General features: G+C 64.9%; 1 protein-coding gene (cut by both window edges). It reads left to right on the top strand.

This entire window lies inside a single protein-coding gene on the top strand: locus AB0B25_RS07320, encoding an alpha/beta fold hydrolase (protein ID WP_357176029.1). The 151,173-nt coding sequence extends 105,902 nt beyond the window's left edge and 18,401 nt beyond its right edge, so the window shows coding positions 105,903-132,772 (codon 35,301, partial, through codon 44,258, partial); the first codon wholly inside the window starts at window position 2. Both codon boundaries (start and stop) fall beyond the window edges.

The following is a 26,870-nucleotide window of genomic DNA, read 5'->3' as shown; positions in this document are numbered from 1 at the left end:
GCGCCAGCCGTCCTCGGCGTTGTCATTCGACATACGGAAGAGGATCGGGCTGAACGATATACGGCCCGTGGCGGACTATCCGTCCTTCGGCGCGGTTGCGGATCCCCGCCCGGAAATGTCCGACTTCGAAGCGCGAATCCTGTTGGTCACTGCGCACCTCGGGCTCAGCCCGTGGGATGTGACCTATCACGACAGGAGACGGATCGGCGACCTATTCGTGCGGATGGAGCGAAAGGAGGTCGCTCAGCAGGCGGGTATGCGGGAGTTCCGCGCGTATCGGCTGCTGCCCGTGATCGCTCCCTTTGTCGGTGATCGAGTGCCGCGACTGCTGCACGTGGCCACCCAGGTACCGATCATGGCGGATGGGGCGTTCATGTCCACCATCACGGTCCAACAACATATTCCGGGCAAGCCGCTGTCGGAGGACGCATTCCGGCAGATGTTCGACATGGTGGCGGCGGATGCGGAAGGCCTGCTGGGTGAGTTGAAGCAGGTGCCGCGGGAGGTGCTGCTGCAGTTGAACGATGACCTGCCACAGTCCGCCAGGAAATTCGCTCGTGACGTCGTCGAGGAGGCGGAGGCGTTCTACCTGGTGAACCACAAGGATCCGGCGGTGGCCGACGCTTTCGATACGTTGGGTTTCCCTGAGCATCCTTATGCGTCGGTTCGCGCGGCTGCCGACGCGATGGCCGAGGTCGAACTCCAACTGATCCACGGCCGTCTCATTCGCAAGCATGTTCGGGTCGAGAACGGTGGGGTCGCTGGGTACACCGGGTTCGATCACGCTCGGTACGGCGATCCCGACTACGACCGCGCGACTTTGGGTTATCGGCCCGGTGCAGATTCTGTCCGGCTGCCGGGCGCGGGCGAAAATGTCCGGGTATACGACGATCTTGTCCGGATAAGGGACACTATCGACACTATTGTCGCATTGTCTCGGGGTGAGATAAGTCCCGAGCGACAGGCTCAGGCTCTGCGCGACGTGCGCGCGAATATGCCCCGCTTGCAGCGTTTGTGGGGAGTCGAGTCGACGTCGCTGCCGAGCGCCCGATTCCTCGCCGGAATCTTGAGACTCGCGGCGCAGGACAATGGTGCGTCGGAGTCGGATGGTCCGGATGACATCGGGGTGAGGTCATCCGGAGACGCCGATATGTCCGACGCACGGTCGAGTCAGGAACGATCGGCACAGACCGAACCGGAGCGTTCGGCCGGTGAACGGGAGTTCTCTGCCGCGCCTTCCGTCCCCGAGGCGCTGGGTCTACCTCAGCCTCCGCCGGCGTCGCGTCAGTGGGTGCGCGACTCGGGGACCGAGACCAGGTTCGGCCCAGCGGATCCGGACGCGGACCGTCATGGCTCTACGGACGAGGAGGACGAGGACGAGCTACGCGACAGCGCTCCAGCGGACGGCCCGGCGGAAGTGCCGGAGTCGCCGGCGAAGCGGATATTGCGACACCGAGGCACGCTGCGGACTCGGCAAAAGCGGTTGCAGGACGCGGGCGACGTAGAACCCGCCGACTGGCTGGAGGAGTGGCTCGAGGAGCTTCGCGTAGCGGCCGGGGCCGGTGTCGAACCAGTCCGTCCGGAGGACCGCGACCCGGATGTGGCCGCCGACATCCCGCTGCGCAGAAACGGTATTCGTGCCGGAGCGAACTTCCTCGCCGACGGACTCGACCGCGACATGGTTCTGGCCGTCGCTCATCGCTTGGAGCGTGCTGTGGTCGAGCACCCCGGGTTCGATGTGCGCGTGGTGGACTTCGCAGAGATGGCGCCGGACGTGTTCTGGCGCGTCGAGCAGGACGAGTACGAGTCGGCGCGGGGTCTCGCGCGACCCTGGTCTTTTGCCCGGTCGATCACCTTCAACAGTCTTTATCTGCGCGATCCCGAAGCATTGGCGGGCGCGTGGGTGCGGCAGGTGGCATCGGGTCGACTCCGTGGTCTGGTCGACGACCCGGTGCGCGGCATGGTCGATGGGGCGGTGGCCGAGGTGTTGGCCTTCCTGACCGGCAAGCAAGCGGTCGACTCGGTGTTGCGGACCTTGATCGACGTGTTCGAAACCGGCGACCGCGCGCTGTCGTTCGATGGATGGTTGCGGACGGAATTCGGTGAGTTGCCCGGTCTGCATTCCGGCATGCCCTACCAGCGTGCCTTGCTGACCCAATCGTTCGCCGCGGTAGAACATCATGGCGCCGCTGCCGGGGAGGGCGCGGTCGCGCTGCACGCCCTGCTGCGGCGGACCGCGGCCGCGGTGGATGAACTCGATGCCGAGGTCACCCGGCTGTCGAAGTACCACAAAGCGGTATCCCAGGCCGAACAGGAGACCAAAACTCTGCTCGTGCGAGGGCTGGCCGAGCTGAATGTCCGGGTTTACGGGGCCGACGAATCAGTGGTGCGTGCCGAGGCCGTGCGAGAGTTCGCCGATACCTTCAAGGCCCTGTTCGCGAGGTACCGGGTGCTCGCCACCATGGCCGGAGACCCTGAGACGGGGGCGCCGTCCCTGGTGTTCGGGAAGCCCCGCGACGATGACGCTACGGACCGTCTGCAGGTGTTCGTCGACTACCACGAGGACGCGCACCACATCGACCGCACCGAGCCCATCGTGACAAACGCGGGCGAATTCGCGGTGGACCTGTTGTGGGCCGGTATGCCGGCACATGTGGACTTGCGGGTGGGCGATGACCTCCGATCCGGATGGCGTCGCTGGGTCCGGTTTCACCCGCTGCCGGGGGCCCTGCTGCATGCGATCGGCCGCTGGTTGAACGCGAAGCTCCCACCCGGAAGGGCGGTAATCGATGGTCTTCGAGGGACTTTCGACGCTTCCGAAGTGCCCGCGGGGATGGATTTCCAGGCATGGCTGCGTACCCAGTTCTCCGGTTACTGCTTCCGCGACGGAGTTTTCGATCCAGAATCGGCGATCGCGGAATCATTCACCGTCGGCGAGGCCGATCTCTTCGAATCCCATCCGGACTATCGGCCGGAACTCACCGACGGCGAGAACAACCTGTATCTGAGTTTGCGTCGCCGCATTGTCGAGCAAGCCACGCTCTACGAGCGGAACCCGCCGGGTTCGCTCCCCGCTGTCGAATACATGCGTCGGACGGAGAACCCCACCGCGCCTGAGAACGCTGGAGCCGCTCCCGCAGCGCCTCGCTTGGTCTCGCGGCTCGGGTCCTTCGGGAATCACAGTTCGACCGCCGGGCCGTCCAGCCCGCCTGACCGGACGGTATCCGATTCCGCGGTGCGGTTCCGGCACATGGGCGCGCCCGCCGAGGACGGGCGTCCGAAACTGTCTGCGAACGATGCGCTGCGTCTGCTGTGGATGGCCTCGTCGTCGACAATGGACGTCGTCGAGGCGACGCATTGGGCGGGGGCCGGTGTCGGCGAGACCTTCTGGGTCTGTCGGGACGTCTACCCGGACAGCCCACTCGGTGCGGACCCGCTGGGACTGCGGCGGTTCGCGGGCAAGGAGCACCGACTGGCTATCGCGACCGCACCTGCTGTGCCTGAGCTGCTGCCGCAAGTCCTGCACGCCTTCCCAGGGTCGGACGTGATGGAGGGTGACGACGTCGCGAATCTGGTGCTGGTCACGCGACGTCTGCCCGGCGTCCAGCGGGAAGGCGACGCCCTGATCGCCAAGGCCGACGAGATCCGGCGCACCGCCGACTTGCTGCTGCGACAGTTGGCGCAAGTGCCGTGGGAAACGCTGGAGGACATGGCTTCCGGAACTCCGCGCACTGCCCGCGAATTCCTGCGGTCGCTGGTCGAGCATGCGCGGGTGGCGGTCGCACCCTTTGCGGCGGCGGTGGAAGCGCTGGGGATGGGCGATGCTGTCGACGCCCTCGGACAGGTGGAACATCGGATCGGCGAATTGGAGGACCGGCCACTGCAATTGGCGCCGATCGCCTTTGACGGTACGAACATTCTGTTCGCCGACGACCAGGTCTCCGGGGTCACCGGCGCACTGGGTCTGGTCGACGGGTGGTCCTGGGTTTCGGCCTGGTTGGCCACCATGCACCCGGGCTTGATACCCGAAGCGGATCTCGACAACAACGCCATGATCTACCGGCAATTCCTCGCCGTGTGGCTTCGTGTCGAACGGTCGGTCCGCCTGGCGGCCGAGGAGACACCGGAGCTGGCGTCTCGGGTGACGGACATGGCCGAGGAGACCGGCGACCTACCGGCCGTCGCCGAGCAGGCTTTGCCGCCTGGAACGGAATTCCGCCCGCTGGGCGCGTCCGAGGGATCCGGTCGGACTATGCAGGACGACGACGCGGTGCGCATCGCCGCGACAGTCCTGCGACGGGGCGAGCGCACCGCGCAAGAAGACGGTGACTACTACGTCTACAAGGACTACGTGGTGCTGGTGGAGGCGCCGACCAACGAATATCTGCAACAAGTTCCACAGCACGATGCATCGGCGTTCCTGGCCGGTCACGGCGTCGGATGGGTGCTCCCCGTGCTGTGTGTGCTCGGTGGCCGGGATCCGGTGGAGCGTGGCTGGGATGCGGACGGTTGGCGGCGCGTCGGGTGGTCGCGCGGACACCGGTTGCCGGGCGGGATCGTGGCAGACGAATCCACCAGGGTTGTGGTAATGCGCCTCGACCGTGAAGCTCACCCCGCCACCCGGGATGAATTCAACCGGTACCGCGACCGCATCCTGCGGTCGCTGGCGAAACAGTGGCAGCAGATACGGCAGATACCGGCGGACGAGTCGCTGGCGTGGCTGTCGGCCCAGTTGCCCGCCGAGGCTCCCTACTTCTACCGGGACGGACAACCAGGCGAGATCGAACGATTACTGCTGAGCCAAACAGGCCGCCGAGAACTGACTTTCGAAGCGTCGCAGCAAGGTGGCTTGGACGAGGTCCTGCGAGGTTTGGAGGTTCCGGTCAGACCATACGAGCGGATCCGCGACCGGGAAGCCGACGTCGTCGACGAGCCGATACGTTTGATGCGCGGCGTGTTCAGCCCGGGAGACCTGTGGATCGACGAGCGCGGCGAGCTCGTCGCTGTCACCGGATGGCACAAGCTCGGCCTGGGATCGCAAGGAGTCGACCTGGCCCTGCTCGAATCGCACAGCGAACAACCACTTTCCGTTCCCGGTATCTCCGACGGTCCGAATATGGACACCTGGCGGGCGTTGATCGCCGTGCAGGCCGCTGTCGAGCGGGCGGTGGATAACCTGGACCGTGAGCCCGACCCGAGCTATCTGGCGCACTTCGAGGCCGCACGGCGGGTGTGGGGGTTGCCCGCTGAGGACGGTGCGCGAGTTCTCGCGGCCATGGCCGACAGCGCGGTCGCTCAGGCAGCGCTTCCGGTCACAGACGGTCGTCCGAGCAGGCGCCAGTACGTCGTGCGAGGCGAGGAGGAGGTATACACGGTCGACCAGTCGGCCGACGCTGTGCGCGACGCGGGAACCTTCCTGCATCGCTCCCTGGCGGGATGGTCACCCGCGGAACTCGAACAGTGCGTGGCCGCGGATATCGCGCTGGGTCATGTACTGCGACACGCGTTGCGGACCACCGATACGGGCCGAGTGGAGATGCTCGTCGACGAGGTTGCCGAACCGCGCGGCCGCCGGATGATGCGGGTCCGAGTGCTCTACACCGGACCGGAACCGTTCACCCCCGAGATGCTGCCGGAAATGGTGGCGGACCAGTTCGTGGCGGTGAGCGCGTCCGCGTTGGACGACCGGCACGAGCGGTGGGCCACCTGGTCGTTCGAATTCACTCTTCGTACCGCGCATTTCGGTGCGACCCGGGCCGGCGATGTCGCCGGGTTGATTCCGCAGGAGGCATCGTCGCCCAACCGGACCCAGGCCTACCGATTCCTCCCCCTGGGCCTGCCCGAGGACGGCCGGCCGACGCTGTCGCGGGCGGACGCGATGGTGTTGCTACCTGCGCGGGCGGACGGCGCTTCCGATGTGGTCGAGGGGGAGCACAGCTGGGAAGCCGCGGTGGGAAGCGGGCTCCGGCTGTCGTGGCCGAAGCCGCGGAATCCGGACGACATGAGTACGCGGCTGTTGCACGGTTCGTTGCCGCACGTGCTGGTGGCGATCGCGCCGTACGTGGACCGGGTGCCGCGGGTGTTGCAGGTTCTGGACGACGGGGGCTTCGTACAGCAGGAACCGCCCGGACATCCGGCGAGCTCCGTCGAGTTGAACATGCTCGACAACGAGATGATCGCTGCCACGCAGCGGCTGCTCGATCAGGCTGCGCTGGTGCCGGTATCGGCGTTGCAGTCGGTGTCCGTCGACCCGGAGAGCGAGACAGCGGATGAATTCCCGCTCTCCCTCGTCGACCCGGAGATCGAGACGGTGGATGATTTCCTGCGCTCCCTCGTCGACTCGGTGATGGCGGTGTTCTCGCGGCATCTGCCACGATTGCAGGAGTTTCTGAATTGGCTCGACATCCCGGAACGTCCGTTCGCGGCGGTCCTGGCGAGCAGCCCGACGCCCACACGACTGCAGTTGATTCCGATCCTCGATCCCAGAGACTTCCGAATCGAAGGCGGGGCTTTCGTCGCGATCGACAAACTCGAATTCATGTGGGGCGACCCAGCTTTCACCTGGGCAATGATGGAACGCCATCTCCGACGCCTGAGTGGGGGCGGCTTACCGTGGGCGATGGGGCGTGAGAACGCTCGTATCTACGGTGACTTCCTGGCGATTCTCGACGTGCTGGAGGATCTGGTGGCGCTGGTGTCGCCGGATCTGACGCCTGCTCGCCGTGCCGAGGTCGAGCACAGCCTGCGGACCAGTCTGCTACAGGCCTACCGCCTGTGGGGGCGGTCGCTACCCGCGAGCGACGCGAGCGTGGATTCCGTCCTGTCCAAGGTTCGCCACATGGCCGAAGACGGTGTCCTGTTGCCGTTCGACGAGGCGGCGAACTTCGACCGCCTCCCGGATATCGGGAAACGCGCCGTGGCCTGGGGCTCGATCGCCGCGGGCACCTTCACGGTGGAAACCGGGTGGGATACCGCGAAATTTGTGGCGACGCAGCTGGGGAAGCGCTCGCCGTTGCCGCACGATCTGGTGGTCGCGATCGAACTCGATATCACCGGCGACCTCGCCGAGCTGCCCGATACGGTGCCGATACCGGCGGGCACCGTGGCGACGATCGGTATTCGTTCGGCGCCGTCGGCGACTGGAACCGTCGGGTACGCACGGTTGCCGAAGGGCACGCTCATGCAGTGGCCGGAGCGCCTCGACGCCGTCTACGACGCGGAGATCGTGCCCGACGGAGACCTTCAGGTGACTTACGCTTTCCACGACGAGAGTGGCCTCGGAAACGTCTACGGCACGCTCACCAGCACGCCCGGAGAGCAAGCGTCTGGAGAACGAGCGCCCGATGACGACCCCCATGGCCCCGGCGACTCGGGCGAGGACACATCCCCCACCCCCTCGGTTCCCGGCCCGACCTCCAACCGGGACGATGCGGATACCGACTCGGGGCGCACTGCGGGCGCGCGATCCGAATCCACCACGCCGGTGCTCCCCGCCGATGCGACGGCAGATGAGCGGTCGGAACTTGATGGGCGCCACAGCCTGGCCGGGGTGCACCGAGCGATAGAGTCGCTTCCCCCGGACCTGCATCGCCTCGCCCGGGCGCGGTACCTACAGGGAATGACGCGGGCGGAACTCGCCGCTGAGCTGCCCGACATCGCGAACATCGACGAGCTGTGCACGCGTATGTCGCGGTTGATGGCGTGGCGGCTGCACGGTCGCGTACGAGAACTGGACATCCGGCTGCGGGTTTTGCTGGACAGTCCGCGCATCACCGCCGAAGCACGGCAGCGATGCCTCGCGCAGTTGCGGCGCCCACAGGACCGGGAGTTCGCCCAACACCGCTTCTTCGACGGGCGAACCCTGCGTCAGACCGCGGACGCGATGAATCTGCCGCCGCGGACCGCGGATGCGCTGCAGGTTCGGTTGGCTCGGCGAGTGATCGCGATGTTGCGCGCGGAATTGTCCGCGCCGGGCGCTGTCGATGTTCGGGCGAGCGTTCGAAGCCGGGTATCGGTGTTTCCGTCTCGTTCCTATGCGGCATGGGGGAGCGACGGCTCTCGACGGTCGACGATGTCCGCCTATCAGGCCGATGCCTTGATCGAGACGGCGTTCCTGGCCGGGCGGCTGGAGCGAGGCGTCGGCGTAGATCGTTATCACGTAGCGGATTTCGTGGTGGAGGTCCCGACCGGCCCGACGTCGCTGCCGCCGGCGAAGCTGCTTCGGTTCTTGGCCAGTCGAGGCCTTCCGTTTATTCCGGAGGTGATTCGAACCCGAAGCGGGGTCCGCACACCCGACGGGCGGGTGGTCGAGGTCATGATTCTGCGCGCTCCGCTGGGAGAGCGAGTGCCGCCGGAGCATGTCCGCGAAGAGGGATTCGTACGAGACGGCGTGTTGGGTTTCTTCCGGCGAATGCTGTCGGAGATTCCGACCCGAACACTTTCGGCACACTCGAGTAGGCCGGGCGACCGCAATACGGTGGATTATCTGCTGTCCAAGGTGGCAGAAAGCCAGCAAAAATTCGAAGAATGGCGAGCGGAGTTCGATCCTATTGCCGAGGGTTTAGCGATTCCGCGCTATCCATTCGAGTCGGTGCTCGCTGATGCGGGTTCGATGGTTGCCCGCGAGTTGTCGATTGTGCACCGACGACTCCCGCACAGTGTGTTCATGACTTCGGACGAGCAACACATGACGATCTGGGATTGGTATTCGGTCGAGCTGGGGGATCCCGCTTTTGATTTGGCGACCGTAATGAATTTCTACGAGCGCCAAGATTTCGTCCCGATCATCTCCAATTACGGTCCTGATCTCGCCATTTGGCAAAAATTCCTCTTGATCAACGAGGTGTTGGACCGCACGGTCGCGCATGCCCGCACCGGTGGGCGGGACGTCGCGCACGATACCCGATATCTGATCGACTACGCTGCTGTGTCGGGCTTGTGGGGGCGGTCCGCCCGAGGTTCAGTGCGCCGAGTGCAGAAGGTCTTCGACCGTGGGCACGCGACGGACGGTGTGCCGGTGACGTTGCCGCTGCCGCTGGTGTTCAACGAGCACATGATTCGCGTGAACGGTGTGGAACTGAGCGACTTGGCCGAGGTCGCGATAGTGGAGCTCACTCGTCGCCATTTGACAAGAGCGATGCACGACTGGCCCTTGGAAACGGCGGAGCGAGCCGCAGACCTGCTCCAGGCGTTGTTGACGTTCGCGTTGGACGAGACCGTTGGGCCGGTGCGGATGCGGGTGCAGGAGACTCGCGGGCCATGGATGGACCGGACCATACGGATGTGGATCGGTTACGACGGGACCGTGGATCCGTATTTGGATGCCTTGCGCGAGACCGGTGGTGTGCTCGGGACGGTAGCAGTCACCGACGCGGAACCCAATGGCGTGGGGGTGACCCGCGAGCTCGAATTCACCGTCGCGTTGAAGGACTCCTTGGTCATGGACGAGATCAACGCCGTGACATGGGAAACCGACCTGGGGCATTTCCTGCCTTCCCGGGCCTACCGTGCCCTGGGCGAGCCGCCCGATACGGGCGTCCAGATGCCGATGCGGGACGCCCGGCTGTTGACCGACATCGCGAAGCGTGCGCCGAAACGTCTCGGGGGAATGCACAACACGGGCGCCGACGTCCAGGACAGCTTCTGGACCCGCGAGCAGAAACACGTCGCGCCCGACAAGGTGGATTTCCGGTACTTCGCGCCGGAACACGAGTCCAAGGTGAACGCGGCAGCGGTAGCGCGCGGCGTCGAGCTCGCGCCGAGGCAATTGGCGGAAATCCAGACCCCCGAGGGTAAGAAACAAGTCTTCCGCTATATCAACGGGCACCAACCGTCGAAGCTGGAAGCGGCCAGGCTGTGGGATGTCATTCGGACTGCGAACATGCGGTACCAGGATCAGCTCGCCCAGGTGCGCCCCGAGGATTTGCCCGCGCCGCAGCGGATCACGCTGGAGCTGCCACCGCCACCGATGAGTGACGACGTCGCCGAACAGGTCGAATACGACAATAATTTCGAGATGTGGGTGTTGCGGCAGCATCTCCGAAAGCATCCCGGGCTGCGGGAGGCCTTCGCCGCGCTGGGAGTACCGGAGCTGCCCTTCGCGCCGATCGACCCGAATTCTTTCGATCCGGAACCGGGTCAGTTCATCCACGGCGATCGAAACCTGGGCAATATGCATGTCTTCGAGGATCGAGTGACCGGGATCTTCGACATGGAGTTGGCCAGGTGGGGGCGGCGGTCGCAGGACGACGCGATCGCCTATCTTCGCAGCGGCGGATTACTCCTACCGCGAGAGAAGTCGCCCAATTTCCGCAAGTTCCTGGATTTCGGGCACATCCAACGCGTCGTGCACGACGTGATCAAGCTGCTCACCCATGACCTGACCGCAGCACAGCGCAGCGCCATTCTGATCGGCCTGTGGGACAGCCTGAAGGTCTGCCGTGATCGGCTATGGGGGGTGACCGAACCGCTGACCTGGGAAGAGTTCGTCGCGGCTCTCACACCCGGTGAGAGCTCGACGGACACGTCGTCCAACGAATCACCACAACCAACGCCTCGGTCGGGACCGACGAATCCGACGCCGTTGAGTGCCGTAGATCCTCATCTGGGACTGGGTGCGTGGGCGATCGGCGGCGATACTGCCATCGCGGCGCACAGCGACCTCGCGGGCCTCGACGCCGCGGTGGCGGAGTTCGGTGGGATTCCGTGGTATCGGCCGGTGAGCCCGGTCAGAGATCCGTTCGCCCAGCAGAAGCGCACCCATGACGTGTGGTTCGCCGCGGACCCACACCTGGGCTCGGCCGAGAGTGGGCCGCGACGTCCGGACCCGCACGCCGCACGCCGCACGCGGCCCCAGCGGCTGTTCGAAATGCAACGGGAATTGGCCGCGGTCGAAGAACGGGGGGATGGGGCCGACGACCCCGCCGTGCTGGCGGAAATCGAGCTGCTCCGTGACGTGGTCGAGGCATACCGACAGCGGGAACTGGCGCGACAGGACCGTGAAACGGCGGCGCTGGCGGTGGAAGCCGACCCGCGGCAGCGCACACGGTTCCGGCGCAAGCGCGACGACGCGCAAACGGAGTTGGCGCGTCTGATCGGGATCGCCGACCCGGCCGAACTGTCGGATCGGGAGCGAGTGGCCGAACTGGTCGAGGAAGCCTACGCCGGGACGGCGCCGGACGCCTGGATCGAACCGGCCGAGATCCTGCTGGGTTATCACGTCCTGGTCGCAGAAGATGAGCTTTTCCGGCACTACGACGAGCAAGCGCAGCGCCTGGACATCCAGGCACACGGACAGCCGTTGCCGCTGGACGAGTTCGCCGCGTTGCCGGTTCCGGCGCGACACGAACTGGCGCGAGCGGAACTGTCCGGCGGCACGATCGCGTTCCGGAGCAATGCCGACGCGATCGAGTTCTTCCGCGACCGCTGGGACCTCTTCGCCGAGGGACTGCCGCAGCCGGCTGTGCGAGCGGTGCGGTGGGCGTACGGAGACGACGGCGACATCATCGACGCGAACGCCGCGTTCGAAGCTTTCCTGCGCGACCCGGACGGTCGACCAGCCGAAGAATGCGACCACATGCGGCAGATCGCCGCCGCGGCGCGGGTATTGCGCTTGACTCACGACACGGTCGTCATGGTGCCGCGGCCGTCCGCCGTGCTCGGTGACCGTGCCTCGGAAACGCTTCCCGGTACGGAGTTGCCCCTGCCGTCCTGCTTCGTCGGCGAGGTCGGTCCAGCACCGTCGAATCGATGGCGCGACAGCGAAATCTGGTATGTCCTCGTCCCCGCGGGAACCGCGGTGCTGTGGGTGGAAAAGATCACCGGGCAACCGGAGTTGATGGTCGTCCACGACGGCACTTTCACCGCGCTGCGCGCCTTCTCCGACCAGGGCCACCGACAGATCTTCGGCTACCTCGCGCTGGGCGAGCCGGACGACGACATCCCTCACCCGGACGGAGCGGGACCCGACCCGGCTCCGACCGATCCCCGTGACAGCGGACCGAGCCTGCCGTCGCCGGAACCCGAGGACGGCTCCGGTGCGGACGAGTTGCCCGCCACCGCCAGGGGAATGGTGTCGGATGAGAAACCCGGGGAATCCGCGGTGGCGCCGTCCGCACCCGGCGGGCAGCTCGAAACATCGAACGGCACGTCGACATGGACGCCGCCGGATCATTCCGCGTCCCGAAGCGTCGCGCAGTCGTGGACCGGGACGATGGTTCATGACGCGGATGATCCTTTCGATGGCCGTGACCGTGATCCTTGGGATCGTGGTCCGCGGCGGGCGCGGGGGCAGCGCTGGGTGGAAAGGATCGCGCAGGTCGATATCACTGGCGGTGGATGCGAACTGGGCGGCGCCCCGGAAAGCAAGCGACCGAATGCGCAAGAGAGTGCGTCCGATGACGGTAAGCCAGCTTCGGAACCGTCGCCCGTGCGGGACGTGGCGTCCAACCATCCCAAGTCTTCGGACTCGCGTGATAATGCGGTGGGTGGGGATGCGTATTGGGCTCGAGCGGATGCCCTTATCAAGGAGTTGATCGCACTCGATCCTGTTGCGTACCGGTACATGCGGGATATACCGCGGCGGCCCAAGGCGGGCGAGCCGTTCGGCGCGGACTGGGTCAGTAATCGTGGGGAGTGGTTCGACGCGTTGTTCTCGGGAAATACCGAGAAGCTGCGCACGGTGGAGTTGACGGACAAAGATCTGCTCGAGGTGGGCCGGATCCTCAAACGCGCCCCCGTTTATTCGGCGATGGCCCTGATGATCACGGCTGGTTTGTCGATTGATCAGTTGGCGCAAGGTGGCAAAGTCAGCTTGGAGACGCTGTTCATCAAACAGCGGAAGATTACGCGTGACGGTCGGACTGTCACCGTCTGGAAGTTCCGGACGTTGCCGATCGACGAGCCGCAGCGCCCCAGTACCCGGGACCTCAAAAAGCGGATCAGCAAGTTGACCGGATTCATGCGGGACACATCGTCCGACGAGCTGCCGCAATTGCTGTCGATTCTGTTCGGCAAGATGGAGTACTTCTCGGGCCGGCCGCTGCTGTTCGACGACTACGCCAAGATGCGCGAGGTGCTCACTGACGAGGAGTACGCGTTCTGGGTCGAACACTGCAAGAACGACCTCTGGTCGGCAGTGCATTTCCCGGGCTGCCGAGGGCTCGAAGCTCAAGGACCCGAATATCTGCGGGCACGGTATCTCAGTGCTGCCATCTGGTCGATGATCGGCAGCCGTGCCGCCGAGGAATACCTGATGGACGTCGTCGACAAGTATCTGCTCAGCACCGTTATTCGGGAGTCCCCGAATCTGCTGTTGGGTATGGGGGACGCCATCGCGGGCCTCGCCAACCTCCTTCTTCCCGGGGAAATCGGGTCGAAGGTGCGGGATACCTCCCGATCTGTCTTCGGCGGTCCCGGCGGTTGGCTGGGCCGGTTGATACGGGGTGCGGCAGATAATGTGGCAGACCGCGTGTACCCAGGTTCCGGAGGAAAGCGCCGCTCGGTCTTCGACCTGCTGGGCAGGATCGGGCGGCCGACCTCCGCCGGCGGTCGATCCGCTGCTGATGGTCTGGGCGAGTACGCGCAGCCGACAGCTGGGATGTCCGGCGACAGCGGGTCGGAGTTCGGTAACACTGCCGCACCGGTACCGAATGTGCCCACAGCCACAGGTGGGGTAGATGCAGTGCGGGATGGGGATGCCGCGGAGCAGGCGCAATCCGCGCCGAGTGCGCCGAGCCCGATGTCCGCGGACGACGAGGCCGGACTCGAGCTGCTGAGAGAAACCAGGTTTGCGGCGAGAGGGCTGCGTCTTTGGCTACACGGCGGAAAGGTTTTCACGCACAAGTACGTCGGCATCGAAGATGACACGGCCAACTTCAATCGCCGTTGGATTCAGGACCGTATACAGGGCCTGCGAAAGGCGGAATCAGCGATCGCTGACGCGCCGACCGCGCCACGCGCGGGCGGTCTGCTGGAATATGCGCGGGCGGTGAACCGAGTCAACATCGCTGTGCTCGCCTATTGCGGGTACCGCTTCGATTCGACGTTCGCAGCGGATGATCGTGCTCGGGAGCTGTTGAGCGCGGCCAGACTTGAAGTAGCGACTCTGCGCGAACTCGGCGGCGATACCCGCGAAGCGGACGAGCTCGAGGCTCTCGTGACGGTCCTGCGGTGGAACGACCAAGTACCCATGGCCGATGCGGAATCCGACGCCCACGCGCCGGCCACACAACCGGCGGCCGAGCCCGGCGATCGCGTGGTGATCGAGGATGCGTCGGCGGAGTCGACAGGCTCGGATCGGGTTCGGCAAGAAGATGATGCGTTGCTGCGGCGGCGTGCGGTGGGGCGTCTACAGGGTCATCGGGCCGCGTTGGCGTTGCTCGATGACGAGCAGGTCTGGGAGGTGTCGGAGCCGGAGGAAACGGCTGATCTCGGTGAGATTTCGACCTTGTTCGGTGCGCGAATGCCCGATGGTCGAGTGGTTCATTTCCGTCTGGGGGGCGATCCGCTTGGTTATCCGATCTTCATGTCTCCTGGTTCGCCGCTGGGCGTGGATGGTCCGTTGCCGGATATGACAGTGTTGGCGGAGCGGGGATTTGCTCTGATTCTGGTGGAGCGGCCCGGTTACGGTGCTTCGGATCGGAAAGAGAACCGGACCGTTCGCGATTGTGCCCGCGACATCATCTTCATCGCGACGGATTTGTTCGCTCTCGAGCATTACTCGGTAGTCGGTCGTTCCGGTGGTGGTCCGGCGTCTATCGCGGTCGGGGCGTTGGACCCTGAGCATGTCGACCGGATCGTCTCGCTCGTGGGCGGTGCACCGAGGGTCGTCGATCAAGTCGAGTGGGTTGACCGAGGAGAGTGGCTCCGCGACGTCGGAGGATTCAACAATAGTGTCTTCAGCACGGAGGACATGGCCGAACTGGCGGCGAAGATGAACGGGATGGCCGCCAATGTCGCACAAGACGGCGCCTCGATGCTTCGGTACATCGAAGATGATTTCACGCCGATGGATGAATGGTGGGCGGGCGCGCACTGGAAGCTGCTGACCCGCGGCTATGAGCGCGGTTTGCGTAATAATCCGGAGGCATGGGGGGACGATTCCGTCCAGGTGTCCAAAGATTGGGGTATCAGGTTCGCCGATTACAAAGTCCCTGTCGTTGTGGTTACCGGTGATGACGACCGGTTCGTGCCGGTCGAGCAGAGCCGAATGAACGCGGCGTTGATTCCCACGGCAACGCTGAAGCTCTATCCGGGCGTTTCCCACTTCATGGGCATGTATTCGTTGCCGGTCATCGTTCATCAGTTCGCGGCGGAGCGGGATGCGTACTGGCGTCGGGTCGGCGACGACGAAAGGATTCGGCAGATCCAGACCGTCAACTCGCTGCCGCTGTCGCTGCCGAACTGGTTCTACCAGCCCCGCGACCGTTGGGATGGGGACGTGGTGGAGCTGGTGAGCACCGACCATCTGGCGGACGGTCCGATCGGTCGGTCCGGTACTCGACCGGAACGCGCCGATGATGACGACGAACGCGACGATGGTGGTGACGATGACGGCGGTTCCGCGCCGACTCCGGACTCCGGGCCCCCGCCGCACAGCGGCCCCGCGGGTGCGGCGCAGTCGCCGGACCAGCACACCGTGTCGGACACACCGCACGACGATTCCTACGAGGCGGTGACAGACGGGCACAGCAGCGTCGACACCGACGCCCCAGACCACTCCGCGGTCCTCGGGCAGGCTGCTGACGCGCCCGGGGCCGGCGGCCTGCCGCACGAGGCTCTGTCTGTGGGTGATCAGCCGGGTGCGGTGAAGCGGAAGTCGGTGCGTGCGCGTGCTCGGCGGTCGAGTGCGGCGGCGGGTTACGGACATCTCGGCGGGCCGGGGCCGTTGATGCCTGATGAATTGGCGCGTGAATTGGCGGAGCAGGCGATTCGGCACGGGAGGCCGTTGGGTGGCCGCGGTAGCCGTAATTTCGAATACAAAGGCATTGTCGCGAGTGTGCCGAATGAGTGGATCGGTCTCGTCGATAAGCATAGACATATTCCGAAGCATGTGCTGTTGGAGTTCTTGGCTCGTAACGGTGTGCGTCGTGGTCCGAAATTATTGCAGGTGGTCAAGGGTTTCGAGTTGCCGGATGGGAGGGTACTCGGTCCGTCGATGCCGGTGCTGGTCGAACAGTTGGCAGCTGGCCGTACTCCGACGGGTACTGATCAGGTTCAGATGCAGGATCGGATTCTTTGGGAAGTCGCTGCTTTCCGGGATGAGGTGCGGAATGTGTCGGTGGAGCCGCTGCGGGAGTATCTGCCCGACAACCTGAAGAACGGAGATATGGCTGAGGTCATGCGCAGCCTCATCGTAGATGAGATGCGGGACTTCGACGCGAATAAACAGGTGGGCTGGGCTGAGAAGTTCGAGGCGTTGCAGATTCCTGACGAACCGTACGCGGTGCTGCTGGAATGGCTCGATTCGCTTCGTGACGTGCCGTCCGAGTTGCTGCACGGGGGTTTCACGCTGGACAAGTTGGTATTCGACCGCAGCGCGCTCACCGCCGTCACGGGGTGGGGGCAGGCGATGCTGGGTGATCCAGGTCTTGATTGGGCGACTCTGGATCTGAGCGTCGGTGGTTTCGTGCCGACGCATCTCGGTGGCCCGAACTTCCGGTTCTACCAGGATTTCTTGCATATCAAGACGGCTCTGCGCGCTACGGTGATGCCGTTGGATCAGCGTCAGCTGCAGACTTATGAGGTCAGTTTTATTGCTGCCCGTCGCCTTTGGGGCTTGCCGCTGTCGGGGTCGACTCAACTGCTCGTCGATGTCTTCGGTGGCGATGGCGCGAGCACCGAGAGTTCTTCGGATCCGGCCGACCGACAGCGTGTGTCGGCACCCACGCATTCCGAACCCGAGTCGAGCTTGGTCGTCGGTTCGCCACATGAGGATATGGCGAGATTGTTCGGCCGGTTTCACGAGCGGATGCAAATTCTGCGGGGATTGCTCGAGCAGTCCAAGGCCATCCTGTTCGACTTCGACGGCCCCATCGTGGATCTCTTCAGCGGCTATCCCGCCTGGAAAATCGCCAAAGAATTGGCGAACCTCGTCAAACCGCATGACATCAAACTTTTCGAAAAAGTGAAAAACGTCAGCGATCCGATGAAGGTGCTCCAGATCGTCCACGAGCACAGTCGCTGGCTCGGGCGCCTGGTAGAGGAAGAACTCAAGCAGAAGGAAATCGAAGCTGCTCGAAGGGCCGGCCCTCCGACTCCAGGTGCAGTCGCCGCGCTCCGGGCAGCCGCCGCCAGGGGGAAGGTCGCTATTGTCTCCAACAACTGCGCGGAGGCCGTGTGGGAGTACCTCAGGCTCCACGAGCTGGACGAATCGGGCAAGCTGAGCAAGCTCCGCACGCTGGACGAATGTGTGGACATAGTCGTCGGGCGCCACCCGGTACCGCACTATATGAAGCCACACAGAAGCCCGGTAACTACGGCAGCCAGAATTCTGAACGTAGCACCCGAAGATTGCGTTCTGATCGGGGACACGGCTGGCACAGATATCCTCGGCGCCATTGCCGCCAAGGCCCGCAGCATCGGCTATGCGAACAAGCTACCCAAACGGGAAAAGTTGGCTGACGCGGGAGCTGATGTCGTCATCGTGCATATGCAAGCCATAGCCAACGTATTGGCGCCACCGAACCCTCGTCGGGCCGCGGACCCTGGGCGTTCGGTATCGGTTGCGCCGGTCGCCGACGCGGACCGCACGGACGCTGAGAAATTCCGAGAGACCCAGGTGCTACTGCGTTTCCGCAATGGTGAGACGATCCCCGAGTCCGACCTCGCTGTGCTGGAAGTCGCCTTGGCCGGGGTGCGGGAACGCCTGGATGGGAAACCGGAGCTGCTGCGGTTGGCCGAGATCTACCTGCTCGGCCCCGGTGAGAAGGTGGTGCGGGGCGAGCCTGCGACCGTGTCGGTCCCGGCAGAGTGGTTGCCTGCCTGGTTCTCCGAGTCGACGAGCGTGGCGGACGGTCCGCCGGCCGTGGTGGTCTCCGCGCTGCGATCCGTCTTGTTGCGTCGCGAGCCGGAGTACCAGCGTCTCCAGCCGGACGAGGCGGATTACCTGCGGTTGCGGATCGCGGGTCTGTCCGACCGCGAGGCCATGGACGTCATGGGACGGCCAACGGCATTACACGCGTTGTCGTCCTTGGAATTTCAATCTCTGCAAGACTCCGTGATGCGGAAGATCGCTCCGGTGTTGGTGGAGGCGGCGACAGCAGCCGATCCGGAGCTGCGCGACCGTGCACGGCCGGTGTTGCTCGACAGCCTGGCTGTACGATTCGGACTCCACGAGCTAGCTATCCAAGCAGAGCTGGCAGAGGTCTGTTTCGCCGAGTCGGTCCCGGTGGTCACTGTTCCAGACGGTGTCAAACCCAGGACCGCCACCGTGCTGCGCGCGCTGGCCGCGCAGATGCATCACGATCAGCTGCGCAAGTTTCGGTTGCTGCTCGATCTGTTGGGGCGACAGATGACCGCACCGGAATCCGAATTCACGGCGGCGATCTTGGCGCTCGGGACGCCGTTGTTGTGGGGGGAGGAGTCACTTATCGCGGCGATGCGTGAGGACTATCCGGTACCGCACGCCGGATCGGAGCTGCTGGAGGTGCTGCGTGTCGCAGCTAGGGACACACATCCCGGTTCGCTGCGCTATGAGGACGATGCGCTGCGGCGGACTGCGCAGGCTTTGCAGGAGACGGGTGTCCCCGTGCACGACGTTCCGGCTCCGATCGAACCGGGCCGGATATGGGAGGACTGGGAGCGCCTGGAACTCATCGCCGGGACGGAATTGGAGTCCGTGGCGTCGTTGAAGAGCGTGCTGACGGCAGTGCGGCGGGGAGATGCAGACACCGCAGTGGCCGTGGTGTGGGATCGCTGGGATCGCCGGTATCGCCTGGTCGTGGTGATGTCGATGGACGGCGGTGGTGACCGCGGCGGCAAGGTCGGGCAAGGTCGGTCCGAGAGCGCAATCGGGGTGGTCGGCGACGGCCTCATGGTGGTGTGGGATTCGGCGTTGCACGGGCCGTTCGAGTCGAAAGAATGGCGCTACTCCGGACTCATGCGGGCGACCGCCCATCCCCTAGAGGTATGGGCCGGATTCTTCGTCAAGGAAGAGGGCGACGCGACGCCCGTGCCGAGGAAGCCCTTGACAGAGCGTTCCCATGATCTGTCGAATCCCCGCCGCGAGCGGATGCCGCATGGCTCGTTGGACAGCCCGCTCGCCGAGAGCGGGTCTGACACCGGCCCCTCCGATGGAACCGCACGCCCCTCCCCGAATTCGACCGATGCCGGCGGACCACCCGCTGGTACCAACGCGTTCCGCCACATCGGATTCGATTTCTTCGCCCCCAACGCCTACCGCCTCGCCGGCAAGAAGAAGCAACCGCTTCTGACCGACTACTCCCTGGCCTTCCACCACAACGATGCCAATGATGGCGATAGTGTGTTCTGGAATCTGCCAAGCGGCTCTTCCCGCAACGCCCAGGACTCGACACCCGAATCTCCGGCCGGCGCCGGCAACACCGGGGAGGAAACCCCGACCAGCGACGGATCGGTCGAGTTCGAGCCGCCGGACGGTTCGGCGGTAGACGGCGAAACAGGCGCCCTCGCGCCGGGATCGGTCGATGGGCGGCCTACCGACGGGTCGGGCGAGCTGGGCAGACGCGGGCCGGTTCCCGACCCGACCGACCCGGAACATGAGTCGATAGGCGCCTGGCTCACCGCGATCCTCGTGCACCATGAAATGCGCCGGCAGCAACTCGCCGATCACATCGGCCACGACCTCGGCACGATCGAGAAAGTCGAGAACGGTGGCGTCGTCAGCCTCGACTTCGTCCGGAGGTGGTGTGCGGCCCTCGGTGTCCCTGGTGACACGTTGCGTTCGGCGGTGCAGCATTTTCTGGTATCCGAATACTCGCGCAGCGACCGACCCGAGGACGAGGATTTCTGGCAGCTCCTCGACGCACCGCAAGACTCGGCGATCCTGGACCGGATCCTTGCGCGATACGAGCACATAGCGCGCGACGCCGCAGACCGCTGGCGTGAACTGCCCGAACCCGAAGAACTGCGCATCGAACGCTTCCGCGAAGCGATTCGGACTGCGATCAAGGTCCATGTCCCGGGCGACACGTTCGACATCCGCGCCTGGGACGCGTGTCGGACTGTGCGGCTGCGGTCGCACATCGAATCGAAATTCCCGGGCCTGGACAGTCGGACCCGAGCCCGAGTGGTCCGGGTCTACACCTACTTCAACCGCAGCATCGACGAAAACAAGGTCAAACCCGACGGGGCGGAAATCGCCCGGGCACTCGGCCTGACATCGGCCGAAGTCTCGACCGCACTACAGGTCATCGCCAGAAGCACGCTGTCATCGGATGCTCAGCAGCAGAAGGGAATTGACGAGATCGGATTCGCCGATATCCCCGGCGACAGCGGGTTCGCCTTCATGGTACTGGGGGCTCTGGTGGATCTGCACAACCGAGCGATGGGCACGGACTGGAGCGGGCTGTTGGGGCTCGCGCCAGAAGACGTCGAACGACTGGCCGTGGAGGCCCGCGGAGTGTTGCGTACGTTCGGCCGGCAAGATCTGTCGGACGATTCCGGCCAGCCATCCGAACACCTCGAACAGCAATCGAGGAATCCTGGTCCGATCGGGCTGTCCCACGACAACAGTTGGCGTCGGTTGCCGCCTTACCCCTCGGCGAGCCACTGGATGACGAATGCGCGGGATTTCCTCGATCGCTGCTACGCGGGGAATCCCGAGCCGGTCGTGCACCAGGTCCGGTCCGATGTCGACACCGGCGCGGCCAACATCACCGGAGCCGACAGCGGAATATCACCCGATATCGTGCCCGGCGACCTGGTCAGCATGAATGGCGGTCCGCCGGGACCGTGGACCGACGGGATCGACTGGCAAGTCCGTGGTCTCGTCGTGCTGTGCAACGAGGTAGGACCGACGATCAGCGCGTGTGCGGGTCACCCCGAACATCGGGAATCGGCCTGGAAACAGCGTTTGGTGCGCTATTTGCTGCCCGATGAAGCGACCGCGGCAGAGGTCGTCGACAAGATCCTGCCCGCAGCGCTGAGCGCGTCGACAGACCGAATACAGATCGAACTGCGTCGCGGTGACGTCTTGAACTTGCCGGACGGCATCCGATATCCCATGATCCGGATACTGTTCCTTCGCGCGGACACCATGTCGGAAGCGGAGTACTTCACCGAAGTGGATTCGGTCACCACCGAATTCATGGAACTGCTGCTGCGCGAGTTCCTCGAGCCCGAGGTGTTCGCTCGCGCACTATCCGATATCGAAAGTCGAATCGAACACGGTGCTCTCGCACTCGACGCCATACATCAACAGCGGCTGGCGCGCGACATCACCGACCGAACGTTCCTCGCCGTCGGCCGCGTCCTCGACCCCGCGAATCCGAACATCAGGCAGGTACTCGACGCAACGTACGAAAACGTCATCCACAACCACCTCGAAACTACGTCGGCGGTAGCGAACCCGTTCGTCAACTGCGCGAACGCGGTTGAGGTCGGCGAGGTGCTGCGCAATACCGTCGGGGTCGCTCCGGCCGGGTTCGATATCGAGGGGTTCGACCTCGAGACGGCGCGGGAGTGGGCGTTCGCGATCTATACGAACGCGCCCAAGTATCCGCAGATCGTTGTCGCGGAAGCGCGAGTCGGTGTGGTGTGGAGTAGTAAGCAGATCGCCTTTGCGAAACAGGGTGTCGTGGCGGGTAAGCCGTACACGCAGGCGTTCGTGTTGGGTGCGGAGTGGGCGACCGACCGTGGGAAGTTGGTAGCCGACTGGGCGGCCCTGGTGGCGGCCAGGCGAGCGGTGGGTCCTGTCGACCAGCCTGGGCGCGGTCTGGCGGTCCGCCAGTTCGCGGACGCGATGATCAAAGCGGGTGACAAACGGGCGGTCCAGTACGCCCAGGGGAAGTTGGTCGAGCGGTTCAACGCGGGTCGGGATTGGAATGCCAATGCGTTCGAGGCCGCGCTGTGGGATGAGTTCGGCAGTTATGCACGCAGGGACGACGGCACCTTCGATTATCGCGCGGCCGTGTTCGGGGCGTTCTGTGTGGTGGCGCATGACGAGTCGGCGGCGTCCGCTGGTGAGCGGTTCTTGCACGACCTGGTGGTGCGATACGCGGACATGGCGTATCAAGCGCGACTGGCCGAATCGGCCGCCGAGACGGAGCGGCCCGACGAGGACGAAGGCGACGACGGCTCCGCGCTACCGCTGGATCCTGGACCGGCGCCTACGGGCGGTCCAGCGGGTGGGGCTGAGGTACTACCCACGTCGGAGGACGTTGAATCACGTCCGGATGACGCCGCGGATGCGTCGATCGCGCCGATCCTCGGTGAACAGAATCCGGGAGTGATCGGCTACACCGCGATGGGCCCGGCCTCGACCAGGCCGACGGATCGTAAGCTCGCGAAGTTCTCCCCTCTCGGGCTGGATCTGGCCCATGTCGAGCGGACGAACCACACGATCGAGAACCACTCCGGCCCATACGATCCGGGACAGGTGACCGCGCACAGCGGCGACGGCGCGGACGCGGTGCCGCTACCGGGCAATGGCGGTTCCGGCGATGCCGCGTCCGCGGACCGACCGGAATCGGACCCGCCGGCGGGTCGGTCGTCGGTCGACGGCGAACCCGGCGACCGCATGCTTGCGGGCGACCCGGCGGGCACTCACGATTACGCCGCGCCGGTCAAGCGCCCTCGCACCAACTTCGGCGAGTTCGATCTCGGCCCGGTGCAGCTGTCGGACCCACCCGGGGAACGGATAGGGCGGGCCCAAATAACCCTGTCGAGCCGGCGAGTCCGTTTGCAGTCCGCTGGCGATTACAAGGCGGCTCGTCGGCTGGAGGGCCAGATCAAGGAGCTCGGCCAGCTGGGCTGGAAAGGTCTCAAACGAGTACCGCTAGTGATCCGCGACTCGGGCGAGGCTGCCGATGTTCGGTTGCTTAGACACGGCATTCGTGTCGGCAAAGGCTTCAAAACCAAGGGCCTCGACGAGGATATGAAGTTGGATATCGCGCGTCGTCTGGTGCGTGCTCTGGTCGACCAGGTCGGGTTCGATGTCCGTGTTGTGGACTTCGTACCGATGGAGCCGGATGTGTTCTGGCGTGTCGAGAAGGGTGTGGAGGTTCGGGAGCATGGGCTGGCGGAGCCTTGGTCCTTCGCCCGGTCGATTACGTTCAACACTTTGTATCTCGAAGATCCCGAATTGTTGGCGCGTAACTGGGCGCAGCTGATGGGATCGCGCCCGGTGCATGGTCAGGCCGAGGACCCGGTGCGTGGAATAGTCGACAGGGCGGTTGCCGAGGCGTTGACGTTGGTGGCCGACGAGCGGGCTGTCGATTCGGTGCTGTTGACCTTGAATGAACTGTTCCAAACCGGCGACCGTTCGACATCGTTCGATGCCTGGTTGGGAACGCAATTCGGTGAGCTGTCGGGCCTGGGTGCCGGTGTGCGCGACAAGCGTGCTCTGTTGATCCACTCGTTCGCCGCGGTGGAACGTCTCGGCGCCGCGGCTGGGCAGGGTCCGGTTGCGCTGCATGCTCTGCTGCGGCGGACCGCTGCCGCGGCGGAGCATGCCGATGCTCGGGTCACCTATATGTTGACCCTTCACAAATCAGCGTCGGGTGCGGAGCAGAAGGCCAAAGCTCTGCTCGTGCGACAGCTGACCACGCTGGGTGTGCGGACTTTCGGGCTCGACAACCGGGCGGTCCCGGTTGAGGTCGTGCAAGAGTGCGTTGCGACCTTCGAGATCCTGTTCTGGAGATACCCGGTGTTGGCGATGATGGCCAAGGATCCCGAGCGAGGGGTGCCGCGTCTGGTGGTCGGAGCACCCCGAGGTGGCGATGTCGCGACTCGGTTTTTGGTGCTGGCTGAATACACTGAGGATTCGCTCCACGGCGAGGAGATCGCGAGCAGCGTCCCGGACTCTGGCGAAATTGTGTTGAACCTACTGTGGGTCGGTTCTTTTGACCATCTGTATCACAGGGTGAGCGATGACGTCCGGTCCGGGTGGCGTCAGGGGGTGCGGGATCGCCCGATACCGGTGGTTCTGTTGCACGTGATCGGCCAGTGGCTGCATGCGATGCTTCCGCTCCAAGGACCGGAAGTCGATGGACTCAGAAAGACTTTCGCCGCCTCCGACGTACCCGCGGAGATGACTTTCGATGCTTGGTTGCGTACTCAGTTCTCCGATTACTGCTTTCGCGATGGAGTTTTCGACGTGGAGGCTGCGATCGAGGATTCTTTCACCATTGGCGAGGTCCGCGGGTTCGTTCCCCACTGGAATGCTCCGCTGGACCTCACCGACGGTGAGAACTCTTTGTATCAGCGCCTGCGTCAACGCATCTCCGAGCAGGCCGAGCTTTACGAGCAGGATCACGATCCGCACGGTGGGCGGGTGCGGAATCCACCGGGTGCTATCAGTGCCGTCGAGACGCCTGCGGGACCGGCTGACTCGATCTTCTATCGGACGGTGCGCGAGCCCGCGGTGCGGTATCGGCATATGGGTGCCCCCGCGGGGGACGATCGTCCGAGGATGTCCGCGCTGGTCGCGCTGGATGCGCTGCGGATGGCCGCTGGTCCGGGGGCGAACGTAGTCGAGGGAGCGCATTGGGCGGGTGCTGGCGTCGATGACGTCTGGGTCGGCTGGGATATTCACCGCGACAGCGTGTTCGGCGCCGATCCGCTAGGACTGCGGCAGTTCGCGGGCCGGGAGCATCGACTGGCGATTGCGGTCGCCCCGGCTATGCGTGAGTTGTTGCCGCAGGTCCTGCATGCCTTTCCGGGTTCGGAAGTGATGGTGGGCGACTGGGCGACGAATTTGGTGCTGGTCAGCCGAAAGTTGCCAGGTGCCGCGCGGGAGGGCGATGCCTTGTCGGCCATGGCCGACGAGATTCGGTACACCGGTGAGTTGCTGTTGCGGCGGTTGGCGCGAGTGCCGTGGGATGCGTTGGGCGATGTGGTTTCTGGTGTTCCGCGTACTGCTCGTGATTTCTTGCGGCTGATGCTCGGGCGTGCTCGGGAGGCGTTCGAACCGTATCGGGTGGCGGTGCAGGGGTTGCGGTCGGTCGACGTGGTAGAGGCGTTGCGGCACGTGGAACTTCGTATCGATGAGTTGGATGACAGGCCGTTGCAGTTGGCGCCGATCGCGTTCGATGGCACGAATATCTTGTTCGCCGATGATCAGGTTTCGGGGGTTACCGGTGCTCTGGGTGTGGTCGATAAGTCTTGGTTGTGGGCCTGGTTGGCCACCAAGCACCCGGGTTTGGTGCCCCAGCAGTATCTGGACGGCAACGCCGAGATCTACATGCAATTCCTCGCTGTGTGGTTTGCCGCCGAACGATTGGCGGGCGTCGCGACGGGGGCGGAACCGGAGCTCCCCTCCGAGGTGGCCGAGGTGGCCGAGGAAGCAGCGGACGTCGCGTCTGGCACTGCGCAGGCAGTGTCGCCTGGATTGTCGAGCGTGGTCGAGGAAGTGGGGGATGTCTCGGCCGAAGCTCGACCGGCACTTCCGCCAGGGGATGAGTTCCGCCCAGTGGGCATGCCCGAAGGGGCCGGTCGGGACATGACCGTGGACGACGCCGTGTGGATCACCGAGGAAGTGCTCCGTCTGGGCGAAAAGTCGGTGCACCACGACGGTGTCTATTACACCTACGGCGGCTACCGAGTGTTGGTCGAGGCTCCGCCCACGTCGCACCTGCGAGATGTTCGACACGACGATGCGGCGGCGTTCCTGGCCCGGCACGGCGTCGGCTGGCTGTCTCCGGTGTTGTATGTGCTGGGTGGCCAGGCCATGGCGGGCCGTGGACGGGGCGGAGAGGTCACGGAGCACGACGGGTGGTCGGGCGGGGTTCGGTTGCGGGGCGGGATCGTGGCGGACGAATCGACTCGCATTCTGTTGATGCGTAATGAACGTGACGCTCGCCCCGCTACCCGGGAGGATCTCGCCCGGCACGGGGACCGCATCGTGGCGTCGTTGCAGGAGCAGTGGCGGCAGATGGAGCGGATACCGCGGGATGACTTGATGGACTGGCTGCGTGCTCGGCGCTCCGACTCGGCCCTGTACTACGCCGAACAGGAACGACCGGATCAGGTCGAAAGCTTTTTGCGGAGCGAAACGAGTTCCCGAGGTCATTCTTTCCGGGACTTGCGGGAGGCCGGTTTGGCGGAAGTCTTCGACGGGTTGGGGGTGCCGGCGGACCGGCCCTACGACGAGATCAGCGAAGCGGACGTCGTAGAGGAACAGCTACGCCTGCTGCAAGCCGAACTGAGACCGCAGGACCTGTGGGTCGACGCTGATGGCAACCTGGTCGACGTCACCGGATTGGATTCGCTTCGGCTGGGACCGAGCGGGTTCGACCTGGCCGCCCTCGAATCACACTGCGAACAACCACTTTCCGTCCCTGGTATATCCGACGGCCCGAATATGGCTATCTGGCGGGACCTGATCGCCGTGTGGGTCGCCGTCGAACGGGCGGTCGACAACCTAGGCCCCGACCCGGACCAGGGTTACCTGGCACGGTTCGAGGATGCACGGCGCGTGTGGGGGTTGCCCGCCGAGGATGGTGCGGCAGTTTTCGCGGCCGTGGCGGACAGTGCGGCCGCCCGGGCGGTGCCGCCGATCACGGGTGGTCGGTCGAGTCGGCACCGGCATGTGGTCCGGGCGGAGGGGGAGGTGCTCGACGGCGGCCGCGCGGCCGCCGCAGCGCGCGAGGCGGGCAGTTTCCTGGGGCACTTCTTGGCGGAGTGGTCGCCCGCACAGGCTAAGCACTGCCATGCTGCGCAGATCGCACTGG

The sequence above is a fragment of the Nocardia sp. NPDC049190 genome, assembly GCF_040648115.1.
GTDB lineage: Bacteria > Actinomycetota > Actinomycetes > Mycobacteriales > Mycobacteriaceae > Nocardia.
This window is presented reverse-complemented; position numbering and strand designations above follow the sequence as displayed.